The organism is Acrocarpospora sp. B8E8 (assembly GCF_039871605.1).
Taxonomy (GTDB): Bacteria; Actinomycetota; Actinomycetes; order Streptosporangiales; family Streptosporangiaceae; genus Acrocarpospora; species Acrocarpospora macrocephala.
This window is the reverse complement of sequence record NZ_JBDPLV010000001.1, coordinates 55,798-81,352: the sequence shown is the minus strand read 5'-3', so window position 1 is coordinate 81,352 and position 25,555 is coordinate 55,798. Positions and strand designations below refer to the sequence as shown.

The 25,555-nt window shown below is 69.0% G+C and carries 20 protein-coding genes and 1 pseudogene; 11 read left to right on the top strand and 10 right to left on the bottom strand.

Translation table 11 applies throughout. The features are described 5' to 3' along the window. The first annotated feature begins 43 nt into the window (after positions 1–43). The 4 genes from ABGB08_RS00330 (at position 44) to ABGB08_RS00315 (ending at position 4,203) form a co-directional block, all read left to right on the top strand. A complete protein-coding gene (locus tag ABGB08_RS00330; RefSeq protein ID WP_347584358.1) occupies positions 44–808 on the top strand; it encodes an ATP-binding protein in 765 nt (254 codons plus the stop codon). Continuing rightward, a complete protein-coding gene (locus ABGB08_RS00325; protein ID WP_347584357.1) occupies positions 792–1,349 on the top strand; it encodes a hypothetical protein in 558 nt (185 codons plus the stop codon). The genes ABGB08_RS00330 and ABGB08_RS00325 overlap by 17 nt, the downstream gene beginning before the upstream one ends. A 215-nt stretch (positions 1,350–1,564) precedes the next feature. Further along, positions 1,565–2,482 (top strand): 4-hydroxy-tetrahydrodipicolinate synthase, encoded by a 918-nt coding sequence (gene dapA / locus ABGB08_RS00320; RefSeq protein WP_347584356.1) that lies wholly within the window; start codon positions 1,565–1,567, stop codon positions 2,480–2,482. A 35-nt stretch (positions 2,483–2,517) separates the two neighbouring features. Beyond that, entirely contained in the window at positions 2,518–4,203 is a 1,686-nt protein-coding gene (locus ABGB08_RS00315) for a ribonuclease J (protein WP_347584355.1), read from the top strand. A gap of 45 nt (positions 4,204–4,248) precedes the next feature. Here the strand turns inward: ABGB08_RS00315 and ABGB08_RS00310 are convergent, their stop codons facing one another. Both ABGB08_RS00310 and ABGB08_RS00305 read right to left on the bottom strand, forming a co-directional pair. Continuing rightward, complete coding sequence (locus ABGB08_RS00310) at positions 4,249–5,814, bottom strand: DHA2 family efflux MFS transporter permease subunit (RefSeq protein ID WP_347584354.1); 1,566 nt, start codon at positions 5,812–5,814, stop codon at positions 4,249–4,251. Then, positions 5,811–9,182, bottom strand: coding sequence for a BTAD domain-containing putative transcriptional regulator (locus ABGB08_RS00305; protein WP_347584353.1), 3,372 nt, complete (start codon positions 9,180–9,182; stop codon positions 5,811–5,813). Before ABGB08_RS00305 ends, ABGB08_RS00310 begins: the two co-directional genes overlap by 4 nt. A 37-nt stretch (positions 9,183–9,219) precedes the next feature. On the opposite strand from ABGB08_RS00305, the gene ABGB08_RS00300 reads away from it, so the two are divergent. The 5 genes and pseudogenes from ABGB08_RS00300 (at position 9,220) to ABGB08_RS00280 (ending at position 13,977) form a co-directional block, all read left to right on the top strand. Next, positions 9,220–9,717, top strand: a complete 498-nt coding sequence (locus ABGB08_RS00300) for a DUF402 domain-containing protein (protein WP_347584352.1) — start codon at positions 9,220–9,222, stop codon at positions 9,715–9,717. 227 nt (positions 9,718–9,944) lie between these two features. After that, entirely contained in the window at positions 9,945–11,552 is a 1,608-nt protein-coding gene (locus ABGB08_RS00295) for an aldehyde dehydrogenase (NADP(+)) (protein ID WP_347584351.1), read from the top strand. A 95-nt stretch (positions 11,553–11,647) separates the two neighbouring features. Beyond that, positions 11,648–11,866: pseudogene (locus ABGB08_RS00290) on the top strand (type I restriction enzyme endonuclease domain-containing protein); the annotation flags it as partial. A gap of 204 nt (positions 11,867–12,070) precedes the next feature. Then, the gene (locus ABGB08_RS00285) at positions 12,071–13,342 is read left to right on the top strand and encodes an AAA family ATPase (protein ID WP_347584350.1); all 1,272 of its coding nucleotides are present in this window, start codon (positions 12,071–12,073) and stop codon (positions 13,340–13,342) included. After that, the gene (locus ABGB08_RS00280; protein ID WP_347584349.1) at positions 13,339–13,977 is read left to right on the top strand and encodes a DUF4276 family protein; all 639 of its coding nucleotides are present in this window, start codon (positions 13,339–13,341) and stop codon (positions 13,975–13,977) included. Before ABGB08_RS00285 ends, ABGB08_RS00280 begins: the two co-directional genes overlap by 4 nt. A gap of 173 nt (positions 13,978–14,150) precedes the next feature. On the opposite strand, the gene ABGB08_RS00275 is transcribed toward ABGB08_RS00280, so the two are convergent. From ABGB08_RS00275 to ABGB08_RS00240, 8 genes are all read right to left on the bottom strand, one after another. Next, positions 14,151–15,425, bottom strand: coding sequence for a pectate lyase (locus tag ABGB08_RS00275; RefSeq protein ID WP_347584348.1), 1,275 nt, complete (start codon positions 15,423–15,425; stop codon positions 14,151–14,153). Positions 15,426–15,510: 85 nt separating this feature from the next. Next, the gene (locus tag ABGB08_RS00270; protein ID WP_347584347.1) at positions 15,511–16,815 is read right to left on the bottom strand and encodes a sugar ABC transporter substrate-binding protein; all 1,305 of its coding nucleotides are present in this window, start codon (positions 16,813–16,815) and stop codon (positions 15,511–15,513) included. Continuing rightward, complete coding sequence (locus ABGB08_RS00265) at positions 16,808–18,832, bottom strand: DUF6807 family protein (protein WP_347584346.1); 2,025 nt, start codon at positions 18,830–18,832, stop codon at positions 16,808–16,810. Before ABGB08_RS00265 ends, ABGB08_RS00270 begins: the two co-directional genes overlap by 8 nt. After that, positions 18,829–19,887 (bottom strand): mandelate racemase/muconate lactonizing enzyme family protein, encoded by a 1,059-nt coding sequence (locus tag ABGB08_RS00260; RefSeq protein WP_347584345.1) that lies wholly within the window; start codon positions 19,885–19,887, stop codon positions 18,829–18,831. The genes ABGB08_RS00265 and ABGB08_RS00260 overlap by 4 nt, the downstream gene beginning before the upstream one ends. Further along, positions 19,884–20,744 carry a 5-dehydro-4-deoxyglucarate dehydratase gene (locus ABGB08_RS00255; protein ID WP_347584344.1) on the bottom strand — a complete coding sequence of 287 codons (861 nt, stop codon included), beginning with the start codon at positions 20,742–20,744 and terminating at the stop codon, positions 19,884–19,886. The genes ABGB08_RS00260 and ABGB08_RS00255 overlap by 4 nt, the downstream gene beginning before the upstream one ends. Next, entirely contained in the window at positions 20,741–21,631 is an 891-nt protein-coding gene (locus ABGB08_RS00250; protein ID WP_347584343.1) for an NAD(P)-dependent oxidoreductase, read from the bottom strand. The genes ABGB08_RS00255 and ABGB08_RS00250 overlap by 4 nt, the downstream gene beginning before the upstream one ends. Continuing rightward, entirely contained in the window at positions 21,631–22,506 is an 876-nt protein-coding gene (locus ABGB08_RS00245) for a carbohydrate ABC transporter permease (RefSeq protein WP_347584342.1), read from the bottom strand. Before ABGB08_RS00245 ends, ABGB08_RS00250 begins: the two co-directional genes overlap by 1 nt. After that, positions 22,503–23,414, bottom strand: coding sequence for a sugar ABC transporter permease (locus tag ABGB08_RS00240; RefSeq protein WP_155360388.1), 912 nt, complete (start codon positions 23,412–23,414; stop codon positions 22,503–22,505). Before ABGB08_RS00240 ends, ABGB08_RS00245 begins: the two co-directional genes overlap by 4 nt. Positions 23,415–23,571: 157 nt before the next feature. On the opposite strand from ABGB08_RS00240, the gene ABGB08_RS00235 reads away from it, so the two are divergent. Both ABGB08_RS00235 and ABGB08_RS00230 read left to right on the top strand, forming a co-directional pair. Further along, positions 23,572–24,549: a LacI family DNA-binding transcriptional regulator gene (locus ABGB08_RS00235; RefSeq protein ID WP_347584341.1), complete on the top strand. Its 978-nt coding sequence runs from the start codon at positions 23,572–23,574 to the stop codon at positions 24,547–24,549. Continuing rightward, the gene (locus tag ABGB08_RS00230) at positions 24,546–25,502 is read left to right on the top strand and encodes an aldose epimerase family protein (RefSeq protein WP_347584340.1); all 957 of its coding nucleotides are present in this window, start codon (positions 24,546–24,548) and stop codon (positions 25,500–25,502) included. Before ABGB08_RS00235 ends, ABGB08_RS00230 begins: the two co-directional genes overlap by 4 nt. Positions 25,503–25,555: the final 53 nt, after the last annotated feature.

Here is a 25,555-nt window from a genome sequence, read left to right as displayed (position 1 = left end):
TTCCAATCTTGGCGTATCCGATGGACAACCCAGAGTAATGGACATGATCTGTGATTCCAACTTTACGGAGCATCAACAACCGACCTTAGGGGGTCAAAGCATGGCTCAATGGACGGATCGCTGGACTATCGAACTGCCTGGCATCCCGCCCATGGCGGCGGTCGCCCGGATCTTCGTACGGCAGTTCTTCGCAGGTCACGGCCGGATCGATGACGCCGAACTCGTCGTTTCCGAGCTTTTCACGAATGCGGTGCGTTACAGCCGATCGAAAGACGAGGGAAATGTCATTGTCGGTGCGATACGCCAGGAACGTTCTATTCGCGTCGAAGTCACAGACCAGGGATCCGAGTCGCTTCCCCAGGTCAGACACGCGACCCCGGACGAGGACACCGGCCGCGGCCTCTTCATCGTCCGCACCCTGGCCAACACCTGGGGCCACCAGACCATAACCAACTCCACCACCGCCTGGGCCGTCCTCGACCCCTCCGAACCGGATCTCCCGCCCACCTGTCCCTCCGCGCTCCAACCACTCCCACCCGTGCCGCTCGAGAACGCCTTCCAGCAAGCGGTGGGTTTCCCACCCACCCACACTTTTGTTCTGTCCGGGCTCCGCCCGCCCCCGCACGATCCGTTGGAGCGCCCTCTCGAAGAGGCCCTGGAAGGCCCAGCCAGATCCAACTTCGGCCGCAACGGGGACCGTGCTCGCCCCTACGTCCCTCCCGATCGTGCAGATTGGCCCGCCTTTTGTCCGCCCCCACGGCAGGAACACCGCAGAGGATCCCTGACCCCCGATGGAACGCGAGCCTGATGACGCCGACAACCCCCACGACAATCCGGCAGGCGACCTCCACGACAATCCGGCAGGCGACGTCCGCGACAGCCCGGCAGGCAATCTGCATGGCGGCCCCGCAGACACCGTCCGAGACGATCCGGCAGGCGACTCCCACGGCAGCCCGGCAGGCGACCCCCACAACACCCCCGCGGACAATCCCCCCACCGAACCCTCAGACGACCCCTCCGGCAAGCTTCATCACCAGTTCCGGGCGCAGCCTTCCGATAACTTCATCGATAGGTTCGAGGTGCATGGGCTGCACGTAGCTCCCGCGCAGGCGGGTTGTGAGGTGTTGCTCTGGTTGTTGCCGGTGGCGCGGGCGGATCGGACCAGGGTCAGGCAGCACACGTGTGAGTGCCGGGCGACCATCTACGAGCTCTGCCAGGCGGGTGGGCTGCGGTTCATCCGGCGTACCGTCCGGGGGCCTGATGGGCAGCGGGTGCATGAGACCGAACGGCTTGTCGCGGCGCGGGCTGAGCGGGTGTGGCTGAGGCTGCTGTTGGGGCAGGCCCGCTGACCTGCGGCTTACTCCAGCATCAGAAGGCGGAGAAATTCTCTCCAGGAGTCTGTAACGCGCGTGTAAGAAACGGCGATTCACCGAGTAGAGGCCGCTGATGTGTGTACCCCCGAGCACATATCGGCGGCCTCTTTCTCGTTGGGCGCGCCCGGGCGGGCGGGGCTAGCGGGGTGGCGAGGTCCACCGTTTCGGCGGATCCGGGTACCGTTCGGTTTATGGCCCCGCCAACTCGAACCTCTGACGCCCCCTTCGGCCGCATGCTCACCGCCATGGTGACCCCGTTCAGCGCCGACGGCGCGGTTGACTATCCGGGTGTGCAACGCCTGGCCACCTTCCTCGTGGACGAGCAGCGCAATGACGGCCTGGTCGTGAGCGGCACGACGGGGGAGTCTCCGACCACCACGGACGGGGAGAAAGAGCGTATCCTGCGGGCGGTGCTGGAGGCGGTGGGCGACCGGGCGACGGTCGTCGCCGGGGTCGGCACCAACGACACCGCGCACAGCGTGGAGCTGGCGCGGGCGGCTCAGCGGGCGGGGGCGCATGGCCTGCTGGTGGTCACGCCGTATTACAGCAAGCCGCCGCAGGAGGGGCTTTACCAGCATTTCACCACGGTCGCCGACGCGACCGCGCTGCCGGTGATGCTCTATGACATCCCCGGGCGTTCCGGTGTGCCGATCCAGACGGAGACGCTGTTCCGGCTGGCGCACCACCCGGCCATCCGCGCGGTCAAGGACGCCAAGGCCGACCTGTTCGCCGGCTCCATGGTCAGCGCGCACACCGACCTGGCCTTCTATTCTGGCGATGACACGCTCAACCTGCCCTGGCTGTCGGTCGGGGCGGCGGGGTTCGTCAGCGTGATCGGCCATGTCGCCGGCGCGGACCTGGCGATGATGATCGAGCATTACCGGGCCGGGGAGGTCGCGGCCGCGCTGGAGATTCACCGGCGCCTGCTCCCTGTGGTTTCCGGGATCATGAACCGCGCCGGTGGCGCGATCATGGCGAAGGCCGCGCTGAGACTTATCGGCCAGGACGCCGGAGTTGTCCGGCTCCCGCTGGTCGACGCAACAACCGAGCAAATCGCGCTGCTCCGCGCGGATCTAGTCGCGGGCGGCCTCAAAATCACAGGAGACTGAGTGCGTTCAGGAGAACATAGTAAAGAGGGTCGCGGATGAGCCATCCACACCCCGAACTCGGCCCCCCGCCGCCACTGCCCGAGCACGGCCTGCGCATCGTCGCGCTCGGCGGCCTCGGGGAGATCGGCCGCAACATGGCGGTCTTCGAGTTCGACGGGCGGCTGCTGATCGTCGACTGCGGGGTGCTGTTCCCGGAGCCTGACCAGCCAGGCGTCGACCTGATCCTGCCGGATTTCGACTACATTCGGGACCGCTTGGACGACATCGAGGCGGTCGTGCTGACCCACGCCCACGAGGATCACATCGGCGCGGTGCCGTACCTGCTCCGGGAGAAGCGGGACCTTCCGCTGGTCGGCGCGAAGCTGACGCTGGCGCTGATCGAGGCCAAGCTCACCGAGCATCGCATCCAGCCGGTCAAGCAGGAGGTGGTGGAGGGGGAGCGGCGCCGGTTCGGGCCGTTCGAGTGCGAGTTCTTCGCGGTCAACCACTCCATCCCGGACGCGCTGGCCGTGGCCGTGCGCACCCCGGCGGGGATCGTGCTGCACACCGGCGACTTCAAGATGGATCAGTTGCCGATGGACGGCCGGCTGACCGACCTGGGGGGTTTCGCCAGGCTCGGCGCCGAGGGTGTGGATCTGCTGATGTCGGATTCCACCAACTCGGAGGTGCCCGGCTTCGTCACCAGCGAGCGGGACATCGCGCCGATCATCGACGACGTGATCAGGACCGCCGAGAAGCGCATCATCGTGGCCTGCTTCGCCTCGCACATCCATCGCGTCCAGCAGGCGATCGACTCGGCCGAGAAGCACGGCAGAAAGGTCGCCCTGATCGGCCGCTCGATGGTCCGCAACATGGGGGTGGCCCGCGACCTGAACTACTTGAAGGTGCCGCCGGGCCTGCTGGTGGACTCCCGGGAGATCGAGGAGTGGCCGCCGGAGGACGTGGTGCTGATCTGCACCGGCTCCCAGGGCGAGCCGATGGCCGCGCTGTCCCGGATGGCCAACCGGGACCACCCGATCCGGGTGGCCGAGGGCGACACCGTGCTGCTGGCGTCCTCGCTGGTGCCGGGGAACGAGACGGCGGTCAACAAGGTCATCAACGGGCTGACCCGCTGGGGGGCCCGCGTCGTGCACAAGGGCAACGCGCTGGTGCACGTGTCCGGGCACGCGGCGGCCGGTGAGCTGCTGTATGTGCTGAACGCGACCAAGCCGTCGAACTTCATGCCGGTGCACGGCGAGTGGCGGCACCTGCGGGCGCACGCCAGGCTGGCCCGGCTGACCGGCGTCCCGGACGAGAACATCGTGATCGCCGAGGACGGCGTGGTGGTGGACCTGCTGGACGGCCAGGCCAAGGTCGTCGGCGCGGTCCCGGCCGGTTACGTGTTCGTGGACGGCACCTCCGTGGGCGACATCACGGAGGTGGCGCTCAAGGATCGCCGGATCCTGGGCGACGAGGGCTTCATCTCGGTGGTGGTCGTGGTCGACTCGACCACCGGCAAGCTGTCGGGCGGGCCGGAGATCACCGCGCGCGGCTCCGGCATCGACCCGGAGTCGCTGGACCTGGTCATCCCGCAGATCGAGCGCGCCCTGCAGGAAGCGGCGGCCGACGGGGTGGCGGACGTGCAGCAGATCCGCCGGGTGCTGCGCCGCACGCTCGGCCGCTGGGTGAGCGACTCCTACCGCCGCCGCCCGATGATCATTCCTGTGGTCGTGGAGATCTAGACAACCGAACGGCGCGTGACCCGGGGTCACGCGCCGTTTGTGTGCTCAGGGGACCTGGACCGGTTCCTCGACGACCCGGCCCTCGTCGTCCAGGATGACCTCGGGGATCTCCTTGGGCACGCCGCGCAGCGCGTACAGGATGGCGAAGGACAGGATGGCGAGCAGGGCGGCGCCGGTGACGGCGCTCACCTGCATGGCGTCGATGTAGGTTCGTTGGGCCGCGGCGATCAGGGCATCGGCGAGCTGCCCGGGCAGGGTGGTGGCCGCCTGGACGGCGCCGCCCAGGGACTCCCTGGCCGCGTCCCCGACGCCGTCGGGCAGGCCGGCGGGCAGGATGAGACGTTGGGTGTAGAGGCCGCCGATCACGCTGCCCAGCACCGCGATGCCGAGCGAGCCGCCGACCTCGGTCGCGGTCTCGGAGATGGCCGAGGCCGCGCCCGCCCGCTCCCGGGGCACCGAGGCGAGGATGGTGTCGTTGGTGACCGCGAAGGTGAAGCCCATGCCCACGCCGGTGAGCATCATCGCGGGCAGCATGAGCAGGTAGGAGGTGTCGAGCTCGATCAGGCTGTAGAGGAACAGTCCGAACGCGGTGAGCAGCAGGCCGAACGTGACCACCTTGGCCCGGCCGATGGCGCTCACCAGGACTCCGGCGAGCCCGCCGCCGATGGCGGCCGAGGCCCCGCCGGGTATCCCGGCCAGCCCGGCCAGCAGCGGCGACCAGCCCCGGATGAGCTGGAAATACTGGGCGAAGGCGACCGACATGGCCAGCATGGAGAACAGGATGATCACGTTGGCGGCGATCGACCCGGTGAAGGCGCGGTGCTGGAACAGCTTGACGTCGATGAGCGGCTCGGCCAGCCGGGTCTGCCGCCGGACGAACACCACCAGGGCGACCACACCGATCACGGCCGACACCCAGACCGCCTGGTCGCCGATGCCGTCGTGGGCGGCGACCTTCATCGCGTACACCAGGCCGATCACGCCGACGAACGAGAGCGGCACGCTGATCAGGTCGAGCGGCCGGGAGCGCGGGTTGCGCGACTCGGGCAGCAGCAGCCAGCCGCCGATGAGCAGCGCGATCGTGATCGGCACGTTGATCAGGAACACCGAGCCCCACCAGAAGTGGTCCAGCAGCAGCCCGCCGACCACCGGGCCGACGGCGAAGCCGAGGGCGGAGATGCTGCTCCAGATGCCGACGGCGGCGGTGCGCTCCTTCGGCTCGGTGAACACGTTCCTGATGATCGACAAGGTGGACGGCATGATGGTCGCCCCGGCCACGCCCAGCAGGGCGCGCGCCGCGATCAGCAGCTCCGGCGTCGGTGCGTACGCGGTGAGCGCGGAGGCCGCCCCGAACGCGACGGTGCCGATCAGCAGTAGCCGCTTGCGGCCGATGCGATCGCCCAGATTGCCCATCGTGATCAGCAGACCGGCCAGCGCGAAGCCGTAGATGTCCAGGATCCACAGCAGCTGGGTGGCCGATGGGCCCATGTCCTCCACCAGCTTGGGCATCGCCTGGTGCAGCACGGTGAGGTCGAGTGCGAGCAGCAGCATGGCCAGACAGGAGATGACCAGCGTGCCCCACTTGCGGGCATTTGTTATTGAAGAAGTCATGGAAGCAGCGTGAGGGAGGCCGCTGACCAGCTGCCCACCGCGCGCTGACGGCCGCTGACGAGGCCGCTCTGGTGCGCTCGCTCGAACGCCGCCGAGCCCAGTGCGGTACGGCACTGCTCGGCCACCCAGGTGCGATCCGGGTCGTCGGGGTCGTGGCCGCTGCGCAGGGCCGTACTGATGCCGAGCAGGGAGGCGGCGCGGACCTGGTCGCCGCGCACGACCTCGACCCCGGCCAGGCCCTCGGCGACCCGGGCGGCGATGAGCAGATTGCGGTGCGAGAAGCCGGAGACGAGGGCGGCGCGGTGCCAGTTCTCGGCCTGGTCGGCGTCGCCTTCCGCGACGGAGATCCAGCCGAGCGCGATGTGCGCGAAGAGGCGGATCTCGTCGGCGCTGAACCACTCGCTGGAGCTGGTCACGGCGGATTCGCAGAGCCGCCGGGCGGTGGGCAGGTCGCCCTGGCGGCGGGCCAGCTCGCCGAGGCCGACGTGGGCGCGGGCCAGCATCTCCGGGGCGCCGGCCCGCCGGGAGAGTTCGGCGGCTCGCTCGTAGTCCGCGCGGGCCGCCTCCCACTGGTCGGCGACGACGGAGCGGTGGGCCGCCCTGCGGCACAGCAGCTCGGCCAGGTCCACCGTGGCGTCGAGGCGTTCGACCAGCTCCATGGCCTGCTCGATGAAGGTGAGCGCGCGGGCCCGCTCGCCCCGCCATTCGGCCACCTCGGACAGGCCGGTCAGCGTCATCGCCATGCCCCAGCGTTCGCCCAGGGCCTGGAAGGCGTGGAAGGAGGGCCGCAGCAGGCGCTCGGCGTCCTCGGTCCGCCCTTCGAAGAGGGCGAGCAGTCCCCAGCCGAAGTCGGCGAGCGCACGGGTCCAGGGGTCCATCGGCATTTGCTGCTGTTGGTCCCGGAGGGAATCGGACCTCTCGCGGGAGGGCGGTCCGAGAACCATAGCCCAGAGCACGTTCACGTACGGCTGGCTGGGGATGTAGTTGATGGACTGCATGATGCGGTCGGCGCGTTCCAGGTGGGGGCGCAGGTCCAGGCCGTGGCCGCCGCCGGTGGCGAGGGTGAGCACGCACAGGGCGTACTCCTCGCGGTCGGGTGGCTCCGGGCCGAGTTTGGTCATCAGGTCGGCGGCGATTGCGGCGCTTTCGCTGCGCAGGCCGCGCAGCCACCAGTAGGAGGTCAGCGCGGAGAACATGCGGAAGGCGCTGTTCTCGTCGGCGCGGTGCAGGGCGGAGATCAGGTTGTCGTGCTCGGCGTCGAGCAGGCGCAGCCAGTCCAGCTGGTCGGCGGTGCGCAGCAGCGGGTCCGCCGTCTCCGCCAGCTCCAGGAAATATCCGACAAATGCGGCTTTCAGGGTTTCGGTTTCGTCGGCTTCGGCCAGTTTCTCGGTGCAGAAGGCGCGGATCGTGTCGAGCATGCGGTAACGGTCGCCCGCCACTTCGACGAAGGACTTGTCGGCCAGGCCGGTCAGCAGGTCGATGACCTCGTCGGCGGGCAGGCCGCTCACCCGCTCGGCCGCCGCCAGCGTCGCCCCGCCCGCGAACACCGTCAGCCGCCGGGCCAGCGTGCGCTCGGCCTCGTCGAGCAGGTCCCAGCTCCATTCGATCACCGCGCGCAGCGTGCGATGGCGGGGTTCGGCGGCCCTGCTCCCCCGGGAGAGCAGCCGGAACGTGTCGGTGTGCTCCAGCCGGGCCGCGACCTCGGCCGCGGTCAGCGAGCGCAGCCGGGCGGCGGCCAGTTCGATCGCCAGCGGCAGCCCGTCCAGCGCCCGGCAGATCCGCGACACCGGGCCCAGCTCGTCGGCCGTCAGCGTGAAATCGGGGCGTACGGCGCTGGCGCGGTCGGCGAACAGCCGGATCGCCGGGTAGGCGAGCGCCTCCGGCAGCGTCGCGTCCACCGGGGGCAGGGCGAGCGGCGGGACCGGGCAGAGCCGCTCTCCGGTGATCCCCAGCGCCTCCCGGCTGGTGGCCAGCACCCGCAGCTTCGGGCAGGCCCCGAGCAGCCGCCCCGCCAGCGCGGCAGCCGCCTCGACCACGTGCTCGCAGTTGTCCAGCACCAGCAGCAGCGCCCGATCCGCCAGCGCGGTCACCAGCCGGTCGACCGGGTCGGTGGCCTGCCGCGTGGTGGCCGGCAACAGCCCGGTCTCCCGCAGCCCCACCGCCGCCAGCACGGCCTGCGTCACCTCGGAACCATCCACCAGGGGCGACAACTCAACAAAGCAGACCTCGATCCCCGGCCCTCTCGGAGGGCGTGGGTCTCCGGGAGATCGTGAGCCTGCGGGAGATTGTGAGTCTCCGGGAGGTCCCGAGCCTGCTTTAGGTCGTCGGCCTGCGGGAGGTCCCGAGCCTTCGGGAGATCGTGGGCCTCCCGGGTTTCCCAAATCTCTCGGACGCCCTGAACCTCTCGGGTCGGCTGGGTGAGTTGGTCCCTCCGTGTGTCCGGATATTTCTGGACGTCTTGCGTTCGCCGCTTGGGTGGCTGCTTCGATGGCCAGGCGGGTCTTGCCGGTGCCGCCAGGGCCGGTCAGGGTGACCAGGCGGGCTTCGGCCAGTAGGCCGCCGATCACCGCCAGTTCGTCGGCGCGGCCGATCAGTGGGGTGAGCTGGGCGGGGAGGTCCTTTCTCGGGGGTGGGGCCTCCGCACGCAGGATGGCCAGGTGGATCTCGGCCAGTTCGGGTGAAGGATCCGCGCCCAGTTCCTCGGCCAGCAAACGCCGGCCGTCCTCGTACGTCGCCAGTGCCTCCGCCTGCCGTCCGGTGGCGACCAGTGCGCGCATGAACAAGCCGCGCAAGCGCTCCCGCAGGGGATGCGCGGCGACCAGGTCGCCCAGTTCGGTGGCGAGATCCTGCCCGCCGAGCTCGCTGCCCAGGCCGAGTACGGCTTCCGCGTGGTCTTCGAGCGCGTTGAGCCGGAGTTCTTCGAGGCGGACGGCGGAGGGCGCGAGGGTCTCGCCGAGGTCGGCCAGCGCGGGGCCGCGCCACAGGTCCAGCCCCTCGCGGAGCAGGTCGGCGGCCCGGCGGTTGTTCCCGGCGGCCAGGGCGGCACGCCCCGCCGCCGCCAGCCGTTCGAAGCGGCGCGCGTCCACGGACTCGGGGTCGACGTCCAGCTGGTATCCCGCCGGGTGGCGCACGATCACCGGGGCTTCCAGCAGCTGGCGGAGCCGGGAGACCTGGGCCTGCAGGGCGTTCGCGGCCCCGGCCGGGGGCTCCGCGCCGTACAGGCCGTCGATCAGGTGGTCGGTGGTGACCACCCGGCCCGCGTCCAGAACGAGCATCCCGAGCAGGACGCGCAGGCGCGGACCGACGACGGCGACGATCTCCCCGCTGTCTCGCCGGACCTCCGTCGGGCCCAGGACGCCAAAACGCATACGTCAATTCTGACGCACGATCAGTTATTGTCGGCTGATGTCTGGCATCGAGGTGGTCTACCGCAAGTACGGCGGCACCCTGCACTGGAACCACCCGGCCCGGCGGCTGGGCGAGGACGAGCACGGCGTCTGGGTCGGCTGCCCCGCCGGAACGATCGGCAGACTGGGCGAAGGACCACCCGTGGTGTGGAAACTGCCGTTCGTGCTGCTCTTCCCCCGGGAGACCTGGTGGACGGCGACCTTCAACGCCACCGGCCACAAAATGGCGATTTATTGTGACATCACCACCGTGCCGGAGTGGCGGGACGGCGAGGTCACCATGGTCGACCTGGACCTCGACGTGATCAAACGCGCCGACGGCACGGTCTTCCTCGACGACGTGGACGAGTTCGCGGAGCACCAGGTCTGGTTCGAATACCCACTCGACGTCATCGAGAACGCGGAACGCTCAGCGACCTGGCTGATGACGGCGGTCGCCCAAGGCACCGGCCCCTTCGGCGGCGCACACACGCCCTGGCTCGACCAGGTCAGCTGAGGGGCTGTGCCTACGGCCGCGCCCTCCCGCGCGGCGGGCTTGGCCGCGATATACGACCAACGGCGCGGAGGTTGCCTTTGGTGATAGGAGCCTCGTCCACTGGTGGCCGGGAACAATGTGGCCTTCTCCACCGGGGCTGCTTTGAGTCCTAGGTCCGATGACGGCCCACCTTCGTGATACGGGTGCCTTCCCAATAAGGTGGCACATATTACTGAGAGGCGGTTGTAATGATCATTGCGTTGGATCCGCGGACCGGCCGAGCGGTCGGCGAGCCGATCTCCGAGAGCACGGAGGAGCGGGTCGCGGCGATCGTCGAGGCTGCGGCCACGGCGGGGCGGGCCTGGCGAGTCACGCCCGCCGCCGAACGGGCGATCGTGCTGGAAGCGGTCGCGGACGCGCTGATGGCGAGCGCCGACGACCTGTGGCGCGCCGCCGACACGGAGACCGCCCTCGGCGAGGTACGGCTACGCGGGGAGATCGCCCGTTCGGCCGGGCAGTTCCGCCTGTTCGCCGAAGTTCTGCGCGACGGCGGATACCTAGACGCGATCATCGACCACGCCGATCCTCAGCTGACGCCCCCGCGCCCGGACATCCGGCGGATGAACCAGCCGCTGCCCGGCGTGGTCGGCGTGTTCGCCGCCAGCAACTTCCCGTTCGCGTTCTCCGTCGCCGGAGGCGATGTGGCGTCGGCGCTGGCCGCGGGCTGCCCGGTCGTGGTGAAGGCACATCCCGGACATCCCGTACTTTCCGGGCTGGTCGCCACCGTCATCCAGGCCGCCCTGCCCGAGCCCGAACTGCTCGGACTGGTTCAGGGCGCGGACGCCGGGCGATACCTCGTCCAGCATCCGGCCGTGGCCGCGGTCGGCTTCACCGGCTCGATTCACGGCGGCAAAGCCATCCAGGGACTGATCAACGAGCGCCCGGACCCGATCCCGTTCTACGGCGAGCTGGGAAGCGTCAACCCGGTCATCGTGCTGCCGTCCGCGCTGAACGGCGACGTGACGAGCCTGGCGACCGGCTTCGCGGGCTCGCTGACACTCGGCGTCGGCCAGTTCTGCACGAACCCGGGCCTGCTCTTCGTCCCCGACGACGACACGCTCCTCAAGGCCATTGCGCACGCGGTCTCCGAAACAACCGGCGGCCCGATGCTCACGCCGAAGATCCGCGACGGGTACGAGGAGGGGGTCGCGCGCCTCGCACTCGGAGCGGCGGAACTCGCGATCGGGCAGGAGGCCGCTCCGGCTGGCAACGATGCTGTGGCTGGCAACAATGCTGCGGTGGATGAGAGTGCTGCGGCGGGCGACGGTGGTCTGGCTGGTGACAGTCCTGCGGCACGTGGCGGTGCTACAGCGGGCGACATTTCCGGAAATGCTGGAAGTGCCGTGCCGCGCGCGTTCGTCACCGACCTGGGAAGCTTCGCCGACCACCTCCCGGATCTCGCGGAAGAATGCTTCGGCCCCGCAGCACTAATCGTGAAATATCGGGATATCTCGCGTGTAGGTGAGGTCCTGGAACAGCTCCCCGGCTCGTTGACAGCGACCGTACACGCGACAGACCCGGCCGAAGCCGAGCAGATCATCGACGTCCTGACCCGCCTCGCCGGCCGCGTGATCTGGAACGGCTGGCCGACCGGCGTCGCCGTCTGCTGGGCCATGCATCACGGCGGCCCCTGGCCCGCGTCCACGTCGGCCGCGCACACCTCGGTGGGGGCTACCGCGATTAGCCGTTGGCTGGCCCCCGTCGCGTACCAGAACTGGCCGGACACCCTGCTCCCACCGGAGCTGCGTGACGACAACCCGCTCAACGTCCCCCGCCGGGTGGACGGCAGGCGTTGAGGTTTTCCTGAAGGCTCCGCACTCCGCGACTCCCGGCGCAAGGCCGTCATCAACCGGGCCAAGGACCCCGACGACGGGCTGGAGTCGCTGATCGTCAACAGCGTGCCGTCATCGCGCGCGAGCTGGTTGTTCAGGTGAAGGCGAATCGCAAGAAGGATTGGATCTCCTGTGAGCCGGTCCGGGCTTGCCTGCGGGCGACCGTCAAGCTGGCTCGTTACAACTATCCGCTGGACCATGAGGGCAAGGTCATTGAACTGGTTCTGCGGCAGATGGAGCATTTCGCAGGTGTGTGGTCGAAGGACGGCACTCGGTGAGGAGAGCGTTGGCGATTCTGCGACCGGCATCCGGCAGACTGTCGTCTGGAAGAGGCTCTACCGGGTCCCAGCGGGACGGCGTGGTCGCGGCGATCGATTTGGAGCCATCGCCTCGGGCGACAATCCGACGCAATTCGGCACCGTCACTCGGGTCAACGAGCTCTTTGGTGTAGAACTCGTGCAGGGGCGAGGGGTTGATATGACATGAGCGAGAAGATCTCAAGGCCGGCTTCGCCATTTGTGACCAGGGTTCGCGTGCGGGACTTTCGGTCGATCGCTGAGTGTGACGTCCGGTTGGAGCCGCTCACGATCCTGGCTGGTTTCAACGCGGCGGGGAAGTCCAACTTCCTGGACGCGATCCGCTTCGTGCGCGACGCGCTCGTCTTGTCCCCTTCGCGTGCCGTGGCTAAACGAGGCAGTCTTGGGTCGCTCCTGCGAAAGGCCGATTCCACGGGCGGCAAGGCGTCCTCCTTCCTGATCGGCCTTGATCTCTCGTTTGGACCCGGCCAGGGTGAGGCGACTTATGAGATCCAGATCGGCCGAAATCCGGAGAGCGAACGTTCGGTCCTGGTGGTTGCCGAGAGTCTTCAGCTGACGGTCCAGGAGGTGCACGCGCAGTATTCCGTTGGCGGTGCGCGGGAACGGGAAGTTCGAGGCGACGGTCTTCCAGGGGCCCGGCTGGATCCGGATGAACTGCTCCTACCGATCGTGGGTCGCCTTTCACCGTACGACACCCTGCTGCGCGCGCTTGTTTCAATGAGGTTCTATGACCTCGATACTGATGTGCTCCGCGAGTTGGATGACACCAGGGTCAGCCAGACACAGCTCGGGGAGCGGGGTGAGCACCTGGGCCAGATCCTCGGCCTACTGTCAGACCGTCATTCCGAGGTCAAGGAGTCGGTGGACGGGTGGCTGCGCTGGCTGATCCCGTCGGTGCTCGGTGTCGACCGTCGGATGCAGGGCGACTACGCCACCATTCAGGCCCGTTTCTGGAGTGGCGATCCCGTCGTGCCCTTCTGGGAGGCGGTGAACTCCGGGGATGTTCATGCCGGCGATCCGTCCGTTCAGGTCTTCCAGCGCGAGCAACTCTCGGAGGGAACCGTTCGCGGAGCGGGTGTACTCGCTGCTCTGAACCAGCCGGATGCCCTAACCGGCGGCATCTCGCTGGTGGCCATCGAGGAACCTGAGCTCGCTATCCATCCGGCCAAGGTGTCGGGGCTTTTGGCGGCGATGGAGGAGGCCTCACAGTGGACACAGGTGATCGCTACTACGCAGAGCTCCGACTTGCTGTCGGCGGAGGAAATCGAGCCGTCGAGCCTGCGGATCGTTGAGATGGTCGACGGGGTCAGCAGGATCGGTGAGCTGAGCGACAAGATGCTGCTTGCCTTGCGGAAGAACCCGTCGTACCTGGCGGACTATCACCGTCACGGGCAGCTTCGTCCCGCTGACGACGCCCATGGGGAGAACAGAGAGTGACCGACACGTCTCTCCGGATCGTCACGATCGTTGAGGGCGAAGGCGAGGTACAGGCACTGCCAGTCCTCCTCCGCAGGCTCGCCACCGAGATTGCCCCTGATCTCTGGGTGGACGTGCCCCGGCCCTGGCGAGTAAGCCGAGACTCTCTGGTCGCTGAGAGCGGCATCGAGTCCGAACTCGATCGGGCAGTCGCCGGTCTCGACGACGTGACTGGTGTGCTGGTGCTCCTTGACGCTGATGACGACTGTCCCGCTCAACTTGGTCCTCGGCTCCTCGCCCGCGCCCGGGGCGCCCGGCCCGACCTACGAATTGTCGTCGTGCTCGCGAACCGCGAGTTCGAAGCTTGGTTCCTCGCCTCCGCCAGTTCGCTGCGCGGCTGCGCGGGCCTGGCGGCCGACCTCCAGGAACCAGCCGACCCGGAGCAACCCCGAGGTTGCAAGGAGTGGCTGTCCAAGCGCCGGATGGACGGCCGCCCGTACAGTCCGAAGAAGCACCAGACCAGCCTGGCCGCCCAGTTTGACCTGCACCTGGCTCGCGTGAACGCTCCGTCCTTCGACAAACTCTGGCGAGACCTTGAATTCCTCATCCAGGGTTACGCCGGAACGGACGGCGGAGGCCGCGGGGAACCTACGTGAGTTGATCACGCATGATCTGGCCTCCAAGCTCGTCGCGCATGTTCAGATGATCAGCACAGGTCGGCGTCAGGTTTCCAGGACGCCTTATCCGCTTGGTTCCGGGGCACCGGTCACAGGTACGTGGCCGGTGCCCCGGGCTCTCGCAGGCGGTCAGCTGTCCCTCCTTGCGTGATCTAGGAGATCTCGCCTGCCCCCGCGTGCCGTGACACCGAGCGCCGGACGTCTTCGGCGGGTTCGATTGCTGTGTGCAGCGTTGGGGTCCAGCCTGCGTCTGGGAGGAAGTCGGGGTCGTTTTTGGCGTTGTAGACGGCCACCAGGTTGATGGGGGTTACCTTGCCGCCGACTCGGAGGACGTCGCCTCGGGTGGTTAGGGCGGTGCCGCCCCAGTTGAAGAGGAGGGTGGCCGGGTCGACGGCGCGGCCGAGGCGGAAGAAGTTGTTTTCGGCGAAGATCTGGGACTGGACGCCGACGCCGAGGGCGTAGACGAAGTCGGCAGGGTCGGGGATCTCGTAGTAGTTGTTGTAGACGTGTACCTGGCCGAACCGCACTCGTGGCAGGCGCTGGAGTGTGGTGTCGAACGTGTTGTGGTGCACGGTGACCTTGAGTTTGCCGAGGTCCTGGGTCGGGGTGTTGGTGGAGCCGATCAGCATGGTCTTGTCGTGGCCGCGGAACACGTTCCAGGAGACGGTCACGAAGTTGGAGCCGTTGGTGATGTCGAGTTGGCCGTCATGGACCTGGTATGGGCGCCCGAAATACACCGGCTGTGAGGAGTCGGGGTTGGTTCCGTCGGTGAAGGTGTTGTGGTCGGCCCACACGTGCGTCGACCCGGTCACCGAGATGTTGTCGTAGAGCGAGTTCCAGTTTCCGGTCGCTCCATCGGTTGGGTCCCACTGCGGGAAGCAGTCGTACGCGTCCTCGAAGGTGATGTTCCGGATGATGACGTTGTCGGCCTTGTCCACGTGCAGGTTGAAGCCGCGTAGGGTGGCGCCGCGGAGGCCGACGATGGTCGTGTTGGAGCTGACCTTGCGTTTGATGTGCGCGGTCTGCGCGGCGGCGGAGGCGGCGCGGGCGTCTTCCATCGGCCCGGATGGGTCCGCGGTGCCCCAGGTCGCGGGGTCGTAGGCGGCCAGGTATCCGGCCAGGGTGTAGCCACCCGTCGCGTACGACGCGCAGGTCAGCTGAGCGCCGGTGTCGGAGGTGTTGCCGTCGATGACGCCCTTGATGTAGATGATCTTCGGGCTGGGGGCGGCGAGTGCGGCCACGAACTGGGCGCGGGTGGAGACCGTGTAGGTGGTCGTGGCGGCCGACCCGCCGGTCGTACCGGCGCCTTCGGAACCCCAGCCGTCACCGGCGGGGAGCGTTTGGCGGCCGAGTTCCACGGCGGAGGCGGGCGCGGTCAGGAGGGCGGAAACGGCCAGTAAGGCCGTCGCCAGAGCGGTTTTGCGCATGGTTAGAAGAACTCCCTAAGGAAAAGAGGGTCCGCGCGGCTCCCGCCAGGTCAGGGGGCGGGAGACGCGCGGTGGTCGGAGTGGGTCACCCGCCGTTGCGCTGCTTCCACCCGGCCTGGGCCTCGGTCAGCGCGTTCGCGATCTGGTCGAGCAGCTGGCTCGCGGGCGCCTCGCCCAGCAGCACCTTCTGGAACACCGGCTCCGCGTCGGTCTTGGTGATCGCGTTGAACTCCGGCAGGTAGTACGGCATCTGCACGATCTTGGTCGCCGGGTCGTTGAGCACTTCCACGGCGGCCGCGATGTGCTGCCGCTCGCCGATCCAGGCCTCCCCGTTCACGTCGGTGTTGGCCGGCAGCACGCCGGTCTTGTCGGCCCAGTAGCTGTCCATCTCCTTGGACGCCGCGAACTCGGCGAACTTGAACGCGAGGTCCTTGTTCTTGCCGCTGGAGAAGACGCCGATCCCGGCGACCGGGTTGGACAGCACGACCCGGCCCGCGCCTTCGGCGGGGCGGGGCACCGGCAGCGCCGCCACCTTGTCCGCGCCGAGCGTTTTCACGTGGTCGTTGTAGGAGCCCAGGTTGTGCTGCATGATCCCGATGCTGCCGCCGTCGAACTGGGCGACCATCTTGGGGTAGTCGTTGGTCACGTCGGCGGTGGGGGTGTGCGCCTTGTAGAGCTTGACCAGGCGTTCCAGCGCCGCCACGTTCTTCGGGTCGTTCACCGTGGACTTGCCGGTGGCGTCGAAGATCTCGGTGATGCCGGACTGGCCGTACACGACTTCGAGCATCTGGGCGATGGATCCGGCGGCGCCGCGGATGGTGAAGCCGTTGCGGTTGTTGTCCTTGTCGGTGAGCTTCTCCACGGTGGTGAAGAAGGCGTCCCAGGTCTGCGGGGGTTCGAGCCCGGCTTCCTTGAGCCAGTCGGTGCGGTACCAGAAGACGCCCATGTTGGTCGACAGCGGCACCATGTAGGTCTTGCCGTCCGGCACGGTCGCCTTAACCGTGGTGACGACCTGCTCGTTGAGCTTGCCGTTCAGGGCTCCGGCCGCGATCTTGTCGTCGACCGGGTCGAGCGCCTTGCGGGCCACCATGTTGCCGAGCATCGCGGTGGAGACGCCGCCCACGTCGGGCAGGCCGCCGCCGGCGATGGCGGTGTCGTATTTCTGCTGCGCCTGGGCGATGGGGATGCCGACATACTGCACGTCGACGGTGGGGTTGGCCTTCTCGAACTCGGCGATGATGTGCTCCCACACCGGGGTGCGGGCGGGGCCGCCGTTGTCGTCCCAGAAGGTGATCTTCGTTTTGGCGTCGCCAGAAGGGGTTGTTTCGCCGCCGCACCCGGACAGTGCGGTCATAACGACGATCGCGGAGATGAACAGGCGTTTAGCCATGATCCTCTGCCTTTCTTTTCGGTTGTCCCCCCGACGTTTGGGTGGCGAGCGTCTCGGCCTGCGCGCGGGTCAGCCGCCCGTCCGCTACGACCGTGACGATTCGCCGGGTGAGCGTGTGCTCCACCACCAAGGGCTGATCCCAGGCCAGGGCGGGCCCGGCGCCCGGGTACTCCTCGACCCGGACGAACCAGGGATCCGCGTCCTGGACGAAGACCAGCGTCCAGTCGCCCTCGGCCGCGCTGCCGGACATGGCCAGCCAGGGCGCGCGGCTGCCGTGCGGCTCGCCGCCGTCCGGGGTGAAGGCAGAGCGGCCGGTCGAGGAGCCGGGCGCCCGCCAGAAGAAGCCGCCGTATCCCGCGCCCGCCCGGCCTTTGGTGGCCGAGCTTTGCACCAGCAACCGGGATCCGGTCAGGTTGGTCAGCCTGAACCGGAAGTCCAGCGCCCAGCACCCGCCCAGCGGCACCGCCGTCACGGTGCGCTCCTCGTCGAGGATCTCGACCCCGTCGGGCCCAGCCCAGCGCAGCGTCTCGGTGAATCCGTGCTCGTCGCGGCGGACGAAGGTGAGGTGCCGCTGCACCCCATGGTCGTCCAGCCAGGTCGGCCCGACATCCCGGACATAGGTCCGGCCGCCCCAGAAATTACGCCCGCCCACATCCGCGATCGCGACCGACACCCCCAGGTGGTGCACGTGATCGGCCGGGTTCAGCTCGGTCACCGTGACCCCGCCGAGCGTCCGCACCGGATGCAGGTACGGCCGGGGCGACAACGTGGTCGCCAGCTCCGGCCGCCAGCTGTATTCGGCCACCGCCCGCTCGCGCACCCGCAACACCGCCCGTGGCGTGGCCCACGGCACGTCCAGCTCGGAGTAGAGCGCCAGATGCTCGGCGCTGCGCGCGGTCAGGTTGGCGATCCCCGGCAGCACCCGCCGCACGACCGCCCCACGCTCGTCCCGGTCGATCTCCTGATGCTCGTCCGGGATCGGCAGCGGATCGGGCGCCAGCCGGATCGTCTCCAGCACCCGCATGAACGCGCCCGTCCTGGCCAGCGGCACCAGCAGCGGATCACCGTCGCGTACGTGCGCGACCAGGTTCTCCAGCAGGTCGCCGCGCGCGTGCACCACCGTGGTCACCTCCCGGCTGACCCGCTCCACCCGCACCCGATCCAGCGTGTACGTGAGCGTGATCCGCCCCTCGGTGCCGTGCACGATCACGTACGGCTCGTGCCGCCGCGACGCCGTGAGGCTCACCGCCACCGTGATCGGCGGCCCGTCCGCCAGCCGGATGCGCAGGCACGAGGTGTCATCCGCCTCGATGGGATTGGCGTGATAAAGCTCCACATCCACCCCGGTCACCTCGTCGGCGTCCCCGCCCCCGGCGACGGCCAGCGCGGTCGCCACGGCATGCGCGAACGGGTTGGTCAGCGCCCCGTCCACCACCTCGACCCCACCCACCCGCCGCCGCCCGGCCCAGGCGGAGCGGGTGAAGTACGCGGTGTCGCGCTCCCACGCTCCTGCCACCCCGATCCCCTTCACCCGCCCCACGACCCCATCGGCGATCAGCTGCCGGATGGCCGGAATCGCCGCGGACCCCAGACTCTGGAACCCCACCTGGCAGCCGAGACCGGTCCGCGCGGCCACCGCCGAGATCCGCTGGAACCCGGCGAAGGTGGCCGCGGGCGGCTTCTCCAGCAGCAGATGCGACCCCGCCTCCAGCGCCCGGACCGCCAGCTCGGCGTGGGTCTGGATGGGCGTCACCAGAATCGTGATCTTCGCCCCGGTCCGCTCGATCAGCCGCCCGAGATCCTCGGACTGCTCCGGCCGCCCGAGCCCGCGCAGCCGCTCCGGCTCCACCGGCCGCACATCGCACACCCCCGCCAGCCGGACAATTCCGGCCTGGGTGAGCCTGCGCAGATTCTCCAGGTGCCACCACCCGTGCCCGTACGCGCCGACCAGCACGACCGGCACCGGCGCCCGGGTCAGGCGGGGCGCCGGGGTCTCACGTCGAGCCGTGCCGTTCATCTGCGGCCTCCCATCGGTTGGAAGCGGATCCCATGGCCCAGGTGGTCCCGTACTTTCAGCCCGCCGGGCCCGAGCTCGACGGGAGAGGCGGCCATCAGCCCGAGCGCGGCGAAGGAGGCGTCCTCGACGTCCTCGACCATGCACGGCAGCGGCAGCGCCAGCGCGAGCTGCCCCGACAGCTCGGGCAGCAAATGCGGATATGTCGGGATTGAGTAGGTCCTGGCGAGTTCGGCGATGCGGAGGAGCGGAGTGATGCCGCCGACCCGGACCACGTTGGGCTGCACGATGTCGCACGCGCCCGCCGCGAGCAGGTCCCGGAACTCGTAGATCGTGTAGTTGCTCTCGCCGACCGCGATCGGGACGTCGACGAGCGCCCGTAACCGGGCCAGACCGTCGATGTCGTCGGCGGGAAGGGGCTCCTCCACCCAGTGCAGCCCGAACGGTTCCAATAAGGCGATCGCCCGCCGGGCCTGGGGGAGATTCCAGCGCTGGTTGGCGTCGATCATCAGGAGCACGTCCGGGCCGATCGCCGCACGGACGGCGGCCACCCGCTCGATGTCGTCGGGCCGCCCGACCTTGATCTTCACGGCCGGGTAGCCGGTCCAGCGCCGGGCCTGCTGGACGAGTTCGGGGAGCGAATAATGGCGGTTCACGCCGCTGCCGTAGACCGGGACGCTGTCGCGCCGCCGCCCGAGCAGATCGGCCAGGCCGAGCCCGGCCCGCAGCGCCCGCAGATCCCACAGCGCGATGTCCACCGCCGCCAGCGCGATCGTGGTCAGCCCGCCGCCCCCGGCTTCCCGCAGCGATGACCACAGGTGATCCCAGACGAGCTCGGGGTGGGCGGGCAGACCGGTCACCAACTCGACGATCTCGCCGTCGAGCAGGGACTGAGCCGCCGTGGCGCCGATCTTTGGCGTCCACGAGAAGCCGGTGCCCACGCCCCCGTCGGCCAGGGTGAGCTCGCAGGCGATCACGTGATTGGCGGACACGTCGGGGCCCCACGGGCGGGGTAACTCGGCCCGATGTAACACGGTGCGCAGCCCGGTGATCGTCATAGCAGGCTGAGCCCGGTCTTGATGAGCCCGTCCAGCTCGTCCAGATGGTCAGGGGACAGGTCGGTCAACGGCGGGCGGACCGGGCCGACGTCCAGGCCCCGGAGGCGTACCCCTGCTTTGACCAGGGAGACGGCGTAGCCGGGGACGCGGCTGCGGAGCCGTACCAGGGGGGCGTAGAAGTCGGTGAGCAGGCGGTCGTGGCCGTTGAGGAAGGCCAGGGCGATCTCTGGGGCGAAGGCGAAGGCGGCGGAGGAATAGAGGGTGACGCCGATCGCGCGGTAGGCGGGCATGGTGAGTTCGGCGGTCGGCAGGCCGTTGAAGAACGTGAAGCCCGGCTTGGCGGCGAGAACGATGCGCTGGATGCGGTCGATGTCGCCGATGCCGTCCTTGAGGCCGACGACGCCGGGGATCTCGGCGAGTTCGCCGACGTCCTCGGGTTCCAGGACGACCGCGTCCCGGGCGTACACGATGATCGGCAGGCCTACGGCGGCGACCGCGCGGACGTACTCCAGGTAGCCGCCGCGCGGGCCTTTGGCCAGGTAGGGCGGCATCAGCAGCAGGCCGTCCGCGCCCGCGTCGCGGGCCGCGCGGGCCTGGGCGAGCGCGGCCCCGAGGGGACCGCCCGCCCCGGCCACCACCGGCACGCGCCCGGCCACGGTCGCGGTCGCGATCTGTACGGCGCGGGCGTGCTCGGCCTCCGACAGCGCGGAGAACTCGCCGGTGCCGCAGGCCACGAACACCCCGCCGGGGCCGTGGCGCAGGCCCGCCGCGATGTGCTCGGCCAGCACGTCACCGGCCAGCCGCCCGTCCGGGCCGAACGGGGTCACGGGGAAGAACAGGACGCCGGTGAGGTTCACGAGAGATCTCCCAGTTCGGTGCGCCAGCTGCGTTTGGCCTGCCAGCCGAGCAGGCGTTCCGCCTTGGCCGAGGAGAACGCCGGCAGGGTGCCGGTCAGCCCGGAGGCGTGCCCGGCGGTGGAACCGATGACCTGGGGCAGCAGCTCCGCCAGCGGGGCCCGGGCCAGCGCGTCGGCGGCCCCGGCGAAGAACACCTCGCCGCTGGGCAGCTCGTAGAGCCGCTCGATCAGGGCCAGCAGCAGGTCGGAGGCGTCCCGGGCGTCCACGTAGTTGAACAGCGACACCCCGGCGATGTCCGGCCGGTCCAGCCGCTCCCTGATGGTGTGCCCGGACTGGGTGGGCATGCCCTCCCACTCCTCCGGCGCGACCACGAAACACGGCCGGATCGCGGCCAGCCGCAGCTCCGGATGGGAGCGCGCGAACGTGGCCATCACCTGCTCCGCGACCAGCTTGGACACGCTGTAGGCGTTCCACGGCGCGGCCGGATGGGCTTCGTCGATGGGCAGGTAGGCGGGCGTCCACCCGCCGGGCGCGCCGTACCCGATCACGGTCGGGCTGCTCGCCACCACGATCCGCGAGACGCCGACGGCGGTCGCCGCCTCGCAGACGTTGAAGGCCAGCGCGCTGTTGACCCGGAACGTCAGCCCGTCGGTACGGCTGAACGGCGTCGCCACCGCCGCCAGATGCACGACCGCCTCCGGCCGGAACCGGTTCATGACGCTGAACGCCTCGCCCAGATCGGTCAGGTCGGCGGGCAGCGTGACCGCCGCCTCCGGCGGGGAGCCCGGCGCGGTGTCGATGCCGATCACCTCGTGCCCGGCCTGGGCCAGCGCGACGACCACGCTGCGGCCGAACCGTCCGGCGCTGCCGGTGACCAGGACGCGCATCAGCCCTTCACCGCCCCGGCCGACATGCCCTGCACGAGATAGCGCTGGATGACCGCGAACACCAGCACCACCGGCACGGCGGCGACCACGCCCCCGGCGGCCAGCGCGCCGAAGTCCACGCTGAACTCGCCGATGGTGAACGCCAGCCCGACCGGCAGCGTGAACTTCTCCTGCTCGCTGACGAACATGAGCGCGAACAGGAAGTTATTCCAGCTGTGGATGAACGCGAACGAACCCACCGCGACCAGCGCGGGGCGCAGCATCGGCAGCACGACCGCGAAGAAGCCGCGCAACCGGCTGCAGCCGTCCACCCAGGCCGCCTGCTCCAGCTCGACCGGGATGTTGCGGATGAATCCGCTGATCAGGATCAGCGACAGCGGCAGCTGGAACACCGTCTCGGCGATCACCAGCGCCCACAGCGAGTTGACCAGGCCGAGCGTGCGGAAGATCTCGAACAGCGGGATCAGCATCATCGCGCCCGGGATGAACTGGGTGCAGAGCATCGCGACCAGGAACAGCTGGCGCCCCCGGAAGGCGTAGCGGGCCAGCGCGTAACCCCCGGACAGGGCGATCACCGTGGTGGAGACGAGCGAGGCGACGCCGACCAGCAGGCTGTTCTGGAAGAACACGCCGAAGCCCATGCCGGTCCACACGGTGGCGAAGTTGTCGAACGTGATCGGCCACGGCAGCAGCGAGTCGGAGCCGCGCGGGCGGAACGCGAAGACCAGCATCCAGTAGAACGGGACCAGGGTGAACAGCAGGTAGAGCCCGAGCGGCAGGTAGATCTGCCAGCGGCTGACCCGCTGGGATCGGCTCCTGGGCGGGGGCGTGCGCACCGGCGCGGGCAGCTGGGCGCGGGGGAGGGTGGTGGTCACGTGCGCGCTCCGAACTTGCTCAGCCTGAGATAGGCGATCGAGAAGAAGGTCAGGATCAGGAACGCGACCGTGGTCAGCGCCGAGCCGTAACCGAAGTCGTGGGACTGCACGGCTTTGGCCGCCACGTACAGCGGGAGCGTGGTGGTCTGGTGGGCGGGGCCGCCGCCGGTCAGCGTGTAGAGCAGGTCCACGTTGTTGAACTCCCACACCGCGCGGAGCAGGGTGGACAGGATGATCGCGTCCTTGAGGTGCGGCAGCGTGATGTGGACGAAGCGGCGGATCCGGCTCGCGCCGTCGACGGCGGCGGCCTCGTACAGGTCGTTGTTGATCGTCTGCAGGTCGGCCAGGAGCAGGATGGCGAAGAACGGCACCCCGCGCCACAGTTCGGCCACCACGGCGGCGGTGAACACCGTGTTCGGGTCGGCCAGCGGCGCGGTGTCGTACGAGCCGATGCCCAGGTCCGCCAGGTAGCGGAAGACGCCCGTGGTCGGGTTGTAGAGCAGGATCCAGATGCCCGTGGTGAGCACCCCGGAGACCGCCCACGGCGAGAACACCAGCGCGCGGGAGAGCCCGCGGCCGACGAACGTCTCGTTGACGATCAGCGCCAGCGCCAGGCCGAACAGCAGCTGCAGCGTGACCTCGACCAGCACCCACTTGGCGCTGAAGCCCAGGCTCTGCCAGAACAGCGGATCGTCCAGCAGGGCCTGGAAGTTGGCGAGGCCGGCGAAGCCGTCCTCCCAGGGTTTGCTCACGTTGTAGTGCTGCAGGCTGTAGTAGAGCACGCTGGCCATCGGGTACACGAGGAACCCGAGCATCGCCACGACAGCCGGCGCGATCAGAACGTATGGGGTTCTTGATTTTCCTGGCCGCCGAGGTCGGCGGCGTCTTCCTTCCACGGCGACCGCCATGGCCGGTAACTCCTTCAGTTCGGAGGGGAAGTTCTGCAACCGGTTGCATGAAACATGGCATTCACCCCCAGGAAACGTCAAGAGGTGGATTTGCTCCGCTTGACACTGATGCAACCGCTTGCAGTAATCTGCGCTCAAAGCGGTGGAAAGGGGTTCTGTGGCAGCGACGATCCGTGACGTGGCTCGGGCGTCCGGGGTGCACGTCTCGACCGTCTCCCGGACGTTCTCGGCGCCGCACCTGGTCAATCCGGAGACCCGGAACCGGGTGCTGGCGATCGCGGAGGATCTCGGCTACCGCCCCAACCGGGCGGCCCGGGCGCTGACCACCGGGCGGACCCACAACCTGGGGCTGATCGTGGCCGACATCTCCAACCCCTTCTTCCCGCCGCTGATCAAGGCCGCCCAGGCGCACGCCCGGCTCCGCGACTACCACGTCTTCGTCGCCGACACCGACGAGGATCCGCAGGTCGAGGAGGAGCTCATCCAGACCCTGACCAAGCAGGTGGACGGGGTGCTGCTGTGCAGCCCGCGCCTGTCCAACCGGGCCATCGAGAAGCTCAGCGAGGACGTGCCGTTCGTCGTGGTCAACCGGCGGCTGAAGGGCATGTCCACGGTGCTGATGGACGTCGGGAACGGCGCGCGGCTGGCGATCGAGCACCTCATGACGCTCGGGCACCGCAGGATCGCGCTGCTGGCCGGTCCGGCCGGATCCTGGACGAGCAGGGAGATGTCGGACGCGGCCCGCGCCGTGGACGGCATCGAGCTGTCCATCCTCGGGCCCAACTCGCCGACCGAGCACGGCGGCCTCGCCGCGGCCGACGCGGTGCTGGCCGCGGATGTGACCGCGGTGCTCGCCTACAACGACCTGATGGCGATCGGCCTGGTCGAGGGCCTGGACGAGCGCGGCGTCGAGGTGCCGGGGCGGATCAGCGTGGTCGGCGTGGACGACATCGTGCCGGGCCGCCTGACCCGGCCCAAACTGACCACCGTGGCCATGCCGACCGAGGCCGCCGGCCGGACCGCCGTGGACCTGCTGCTCCAGCTCGTCGGCGCGGGCGAGACGGCCACCCCCGCGCTCGCCACCCTGGCCACCCATCTGATCATCCGCGATTCGACGGGACCGGTGCCTCCATGAAATCCGAACATTTCGGCGTCACGCCCGAGGGGGAGAGCGTCGAGCGGTACACGCTCACGTCGGGCGAGCTGACCGCGCGCGTGCTCACCTACGGTTGCGTGATCCAGTCGCTGGAGGTGGCCGGGCGGAATGTCGTGCTCGGCTGCGAAACCCTGGCCGACTACCGGGTTCGGAGCCGGTATTTCGGGGCGGTCGTCGGCCGGTACGGCAATCGCCTCGCGAACGGCCGGTTCGAGCTGGACGGGAAACCGTATGAACTCGCCCAGAACAACGGGACCGCGCACTTACACGGCGGGCTGAAGGGGTTTGACAAGCGGGTCTGGATCGCCGATCCGGACGGGGACTCCCTGCTACGGCTCAGCTATGTCAGCGCGGACGGCGAGGAGGGCTACCCGGGCACGCTTCGCGTCTCGGTCACCTACACGCTGGGCGAGGGCGGCCTGCGCATCTCCTACTCGGCGTTCACCGACGCGCCGACCGTGCTCAACCTGACCAATCACTCGTATTTCAACCTGGCGGGCTCGGGTGACGTGCTCGATCACGTGGTCATGATCGACGCTGACCGGTACACGCCGGTGGACGAGCACAAGATCCCCACCGGCATCGCCTCGGTCGAGGGGACGCCGTTCGACTTCCGGGTTCCTCGGCGGGTGGGGGAGCGGATCCAGGGGGCGTACGACCACAACTACGTCCTCAACCCGGGGGACGGGGTGAAGATCCGGGTCGAGCACGAGGATCTCGCGCTTGAGGTGGCCACCACGCAGCCGGGGGTGCAGTTCTACGCCGGGGGCATGCTCAACCCCCAGATCACCCCGTACGGCCCGCATGCCGGGCTGTGCCTGGAGACCCAGCACTTCCCCGACTCGCCGAACCAGCCCGATTTCCCGTCCACCGTGCTCCGCCCCGGCGAGGAGTTCACCGCGCGAACGGACTACCGCTTCCGCTCCAGGTGAGCTTTCTTTATGCTCATAGGTGTTCCATGTAGCAATCATATGTTCTGTGTAAT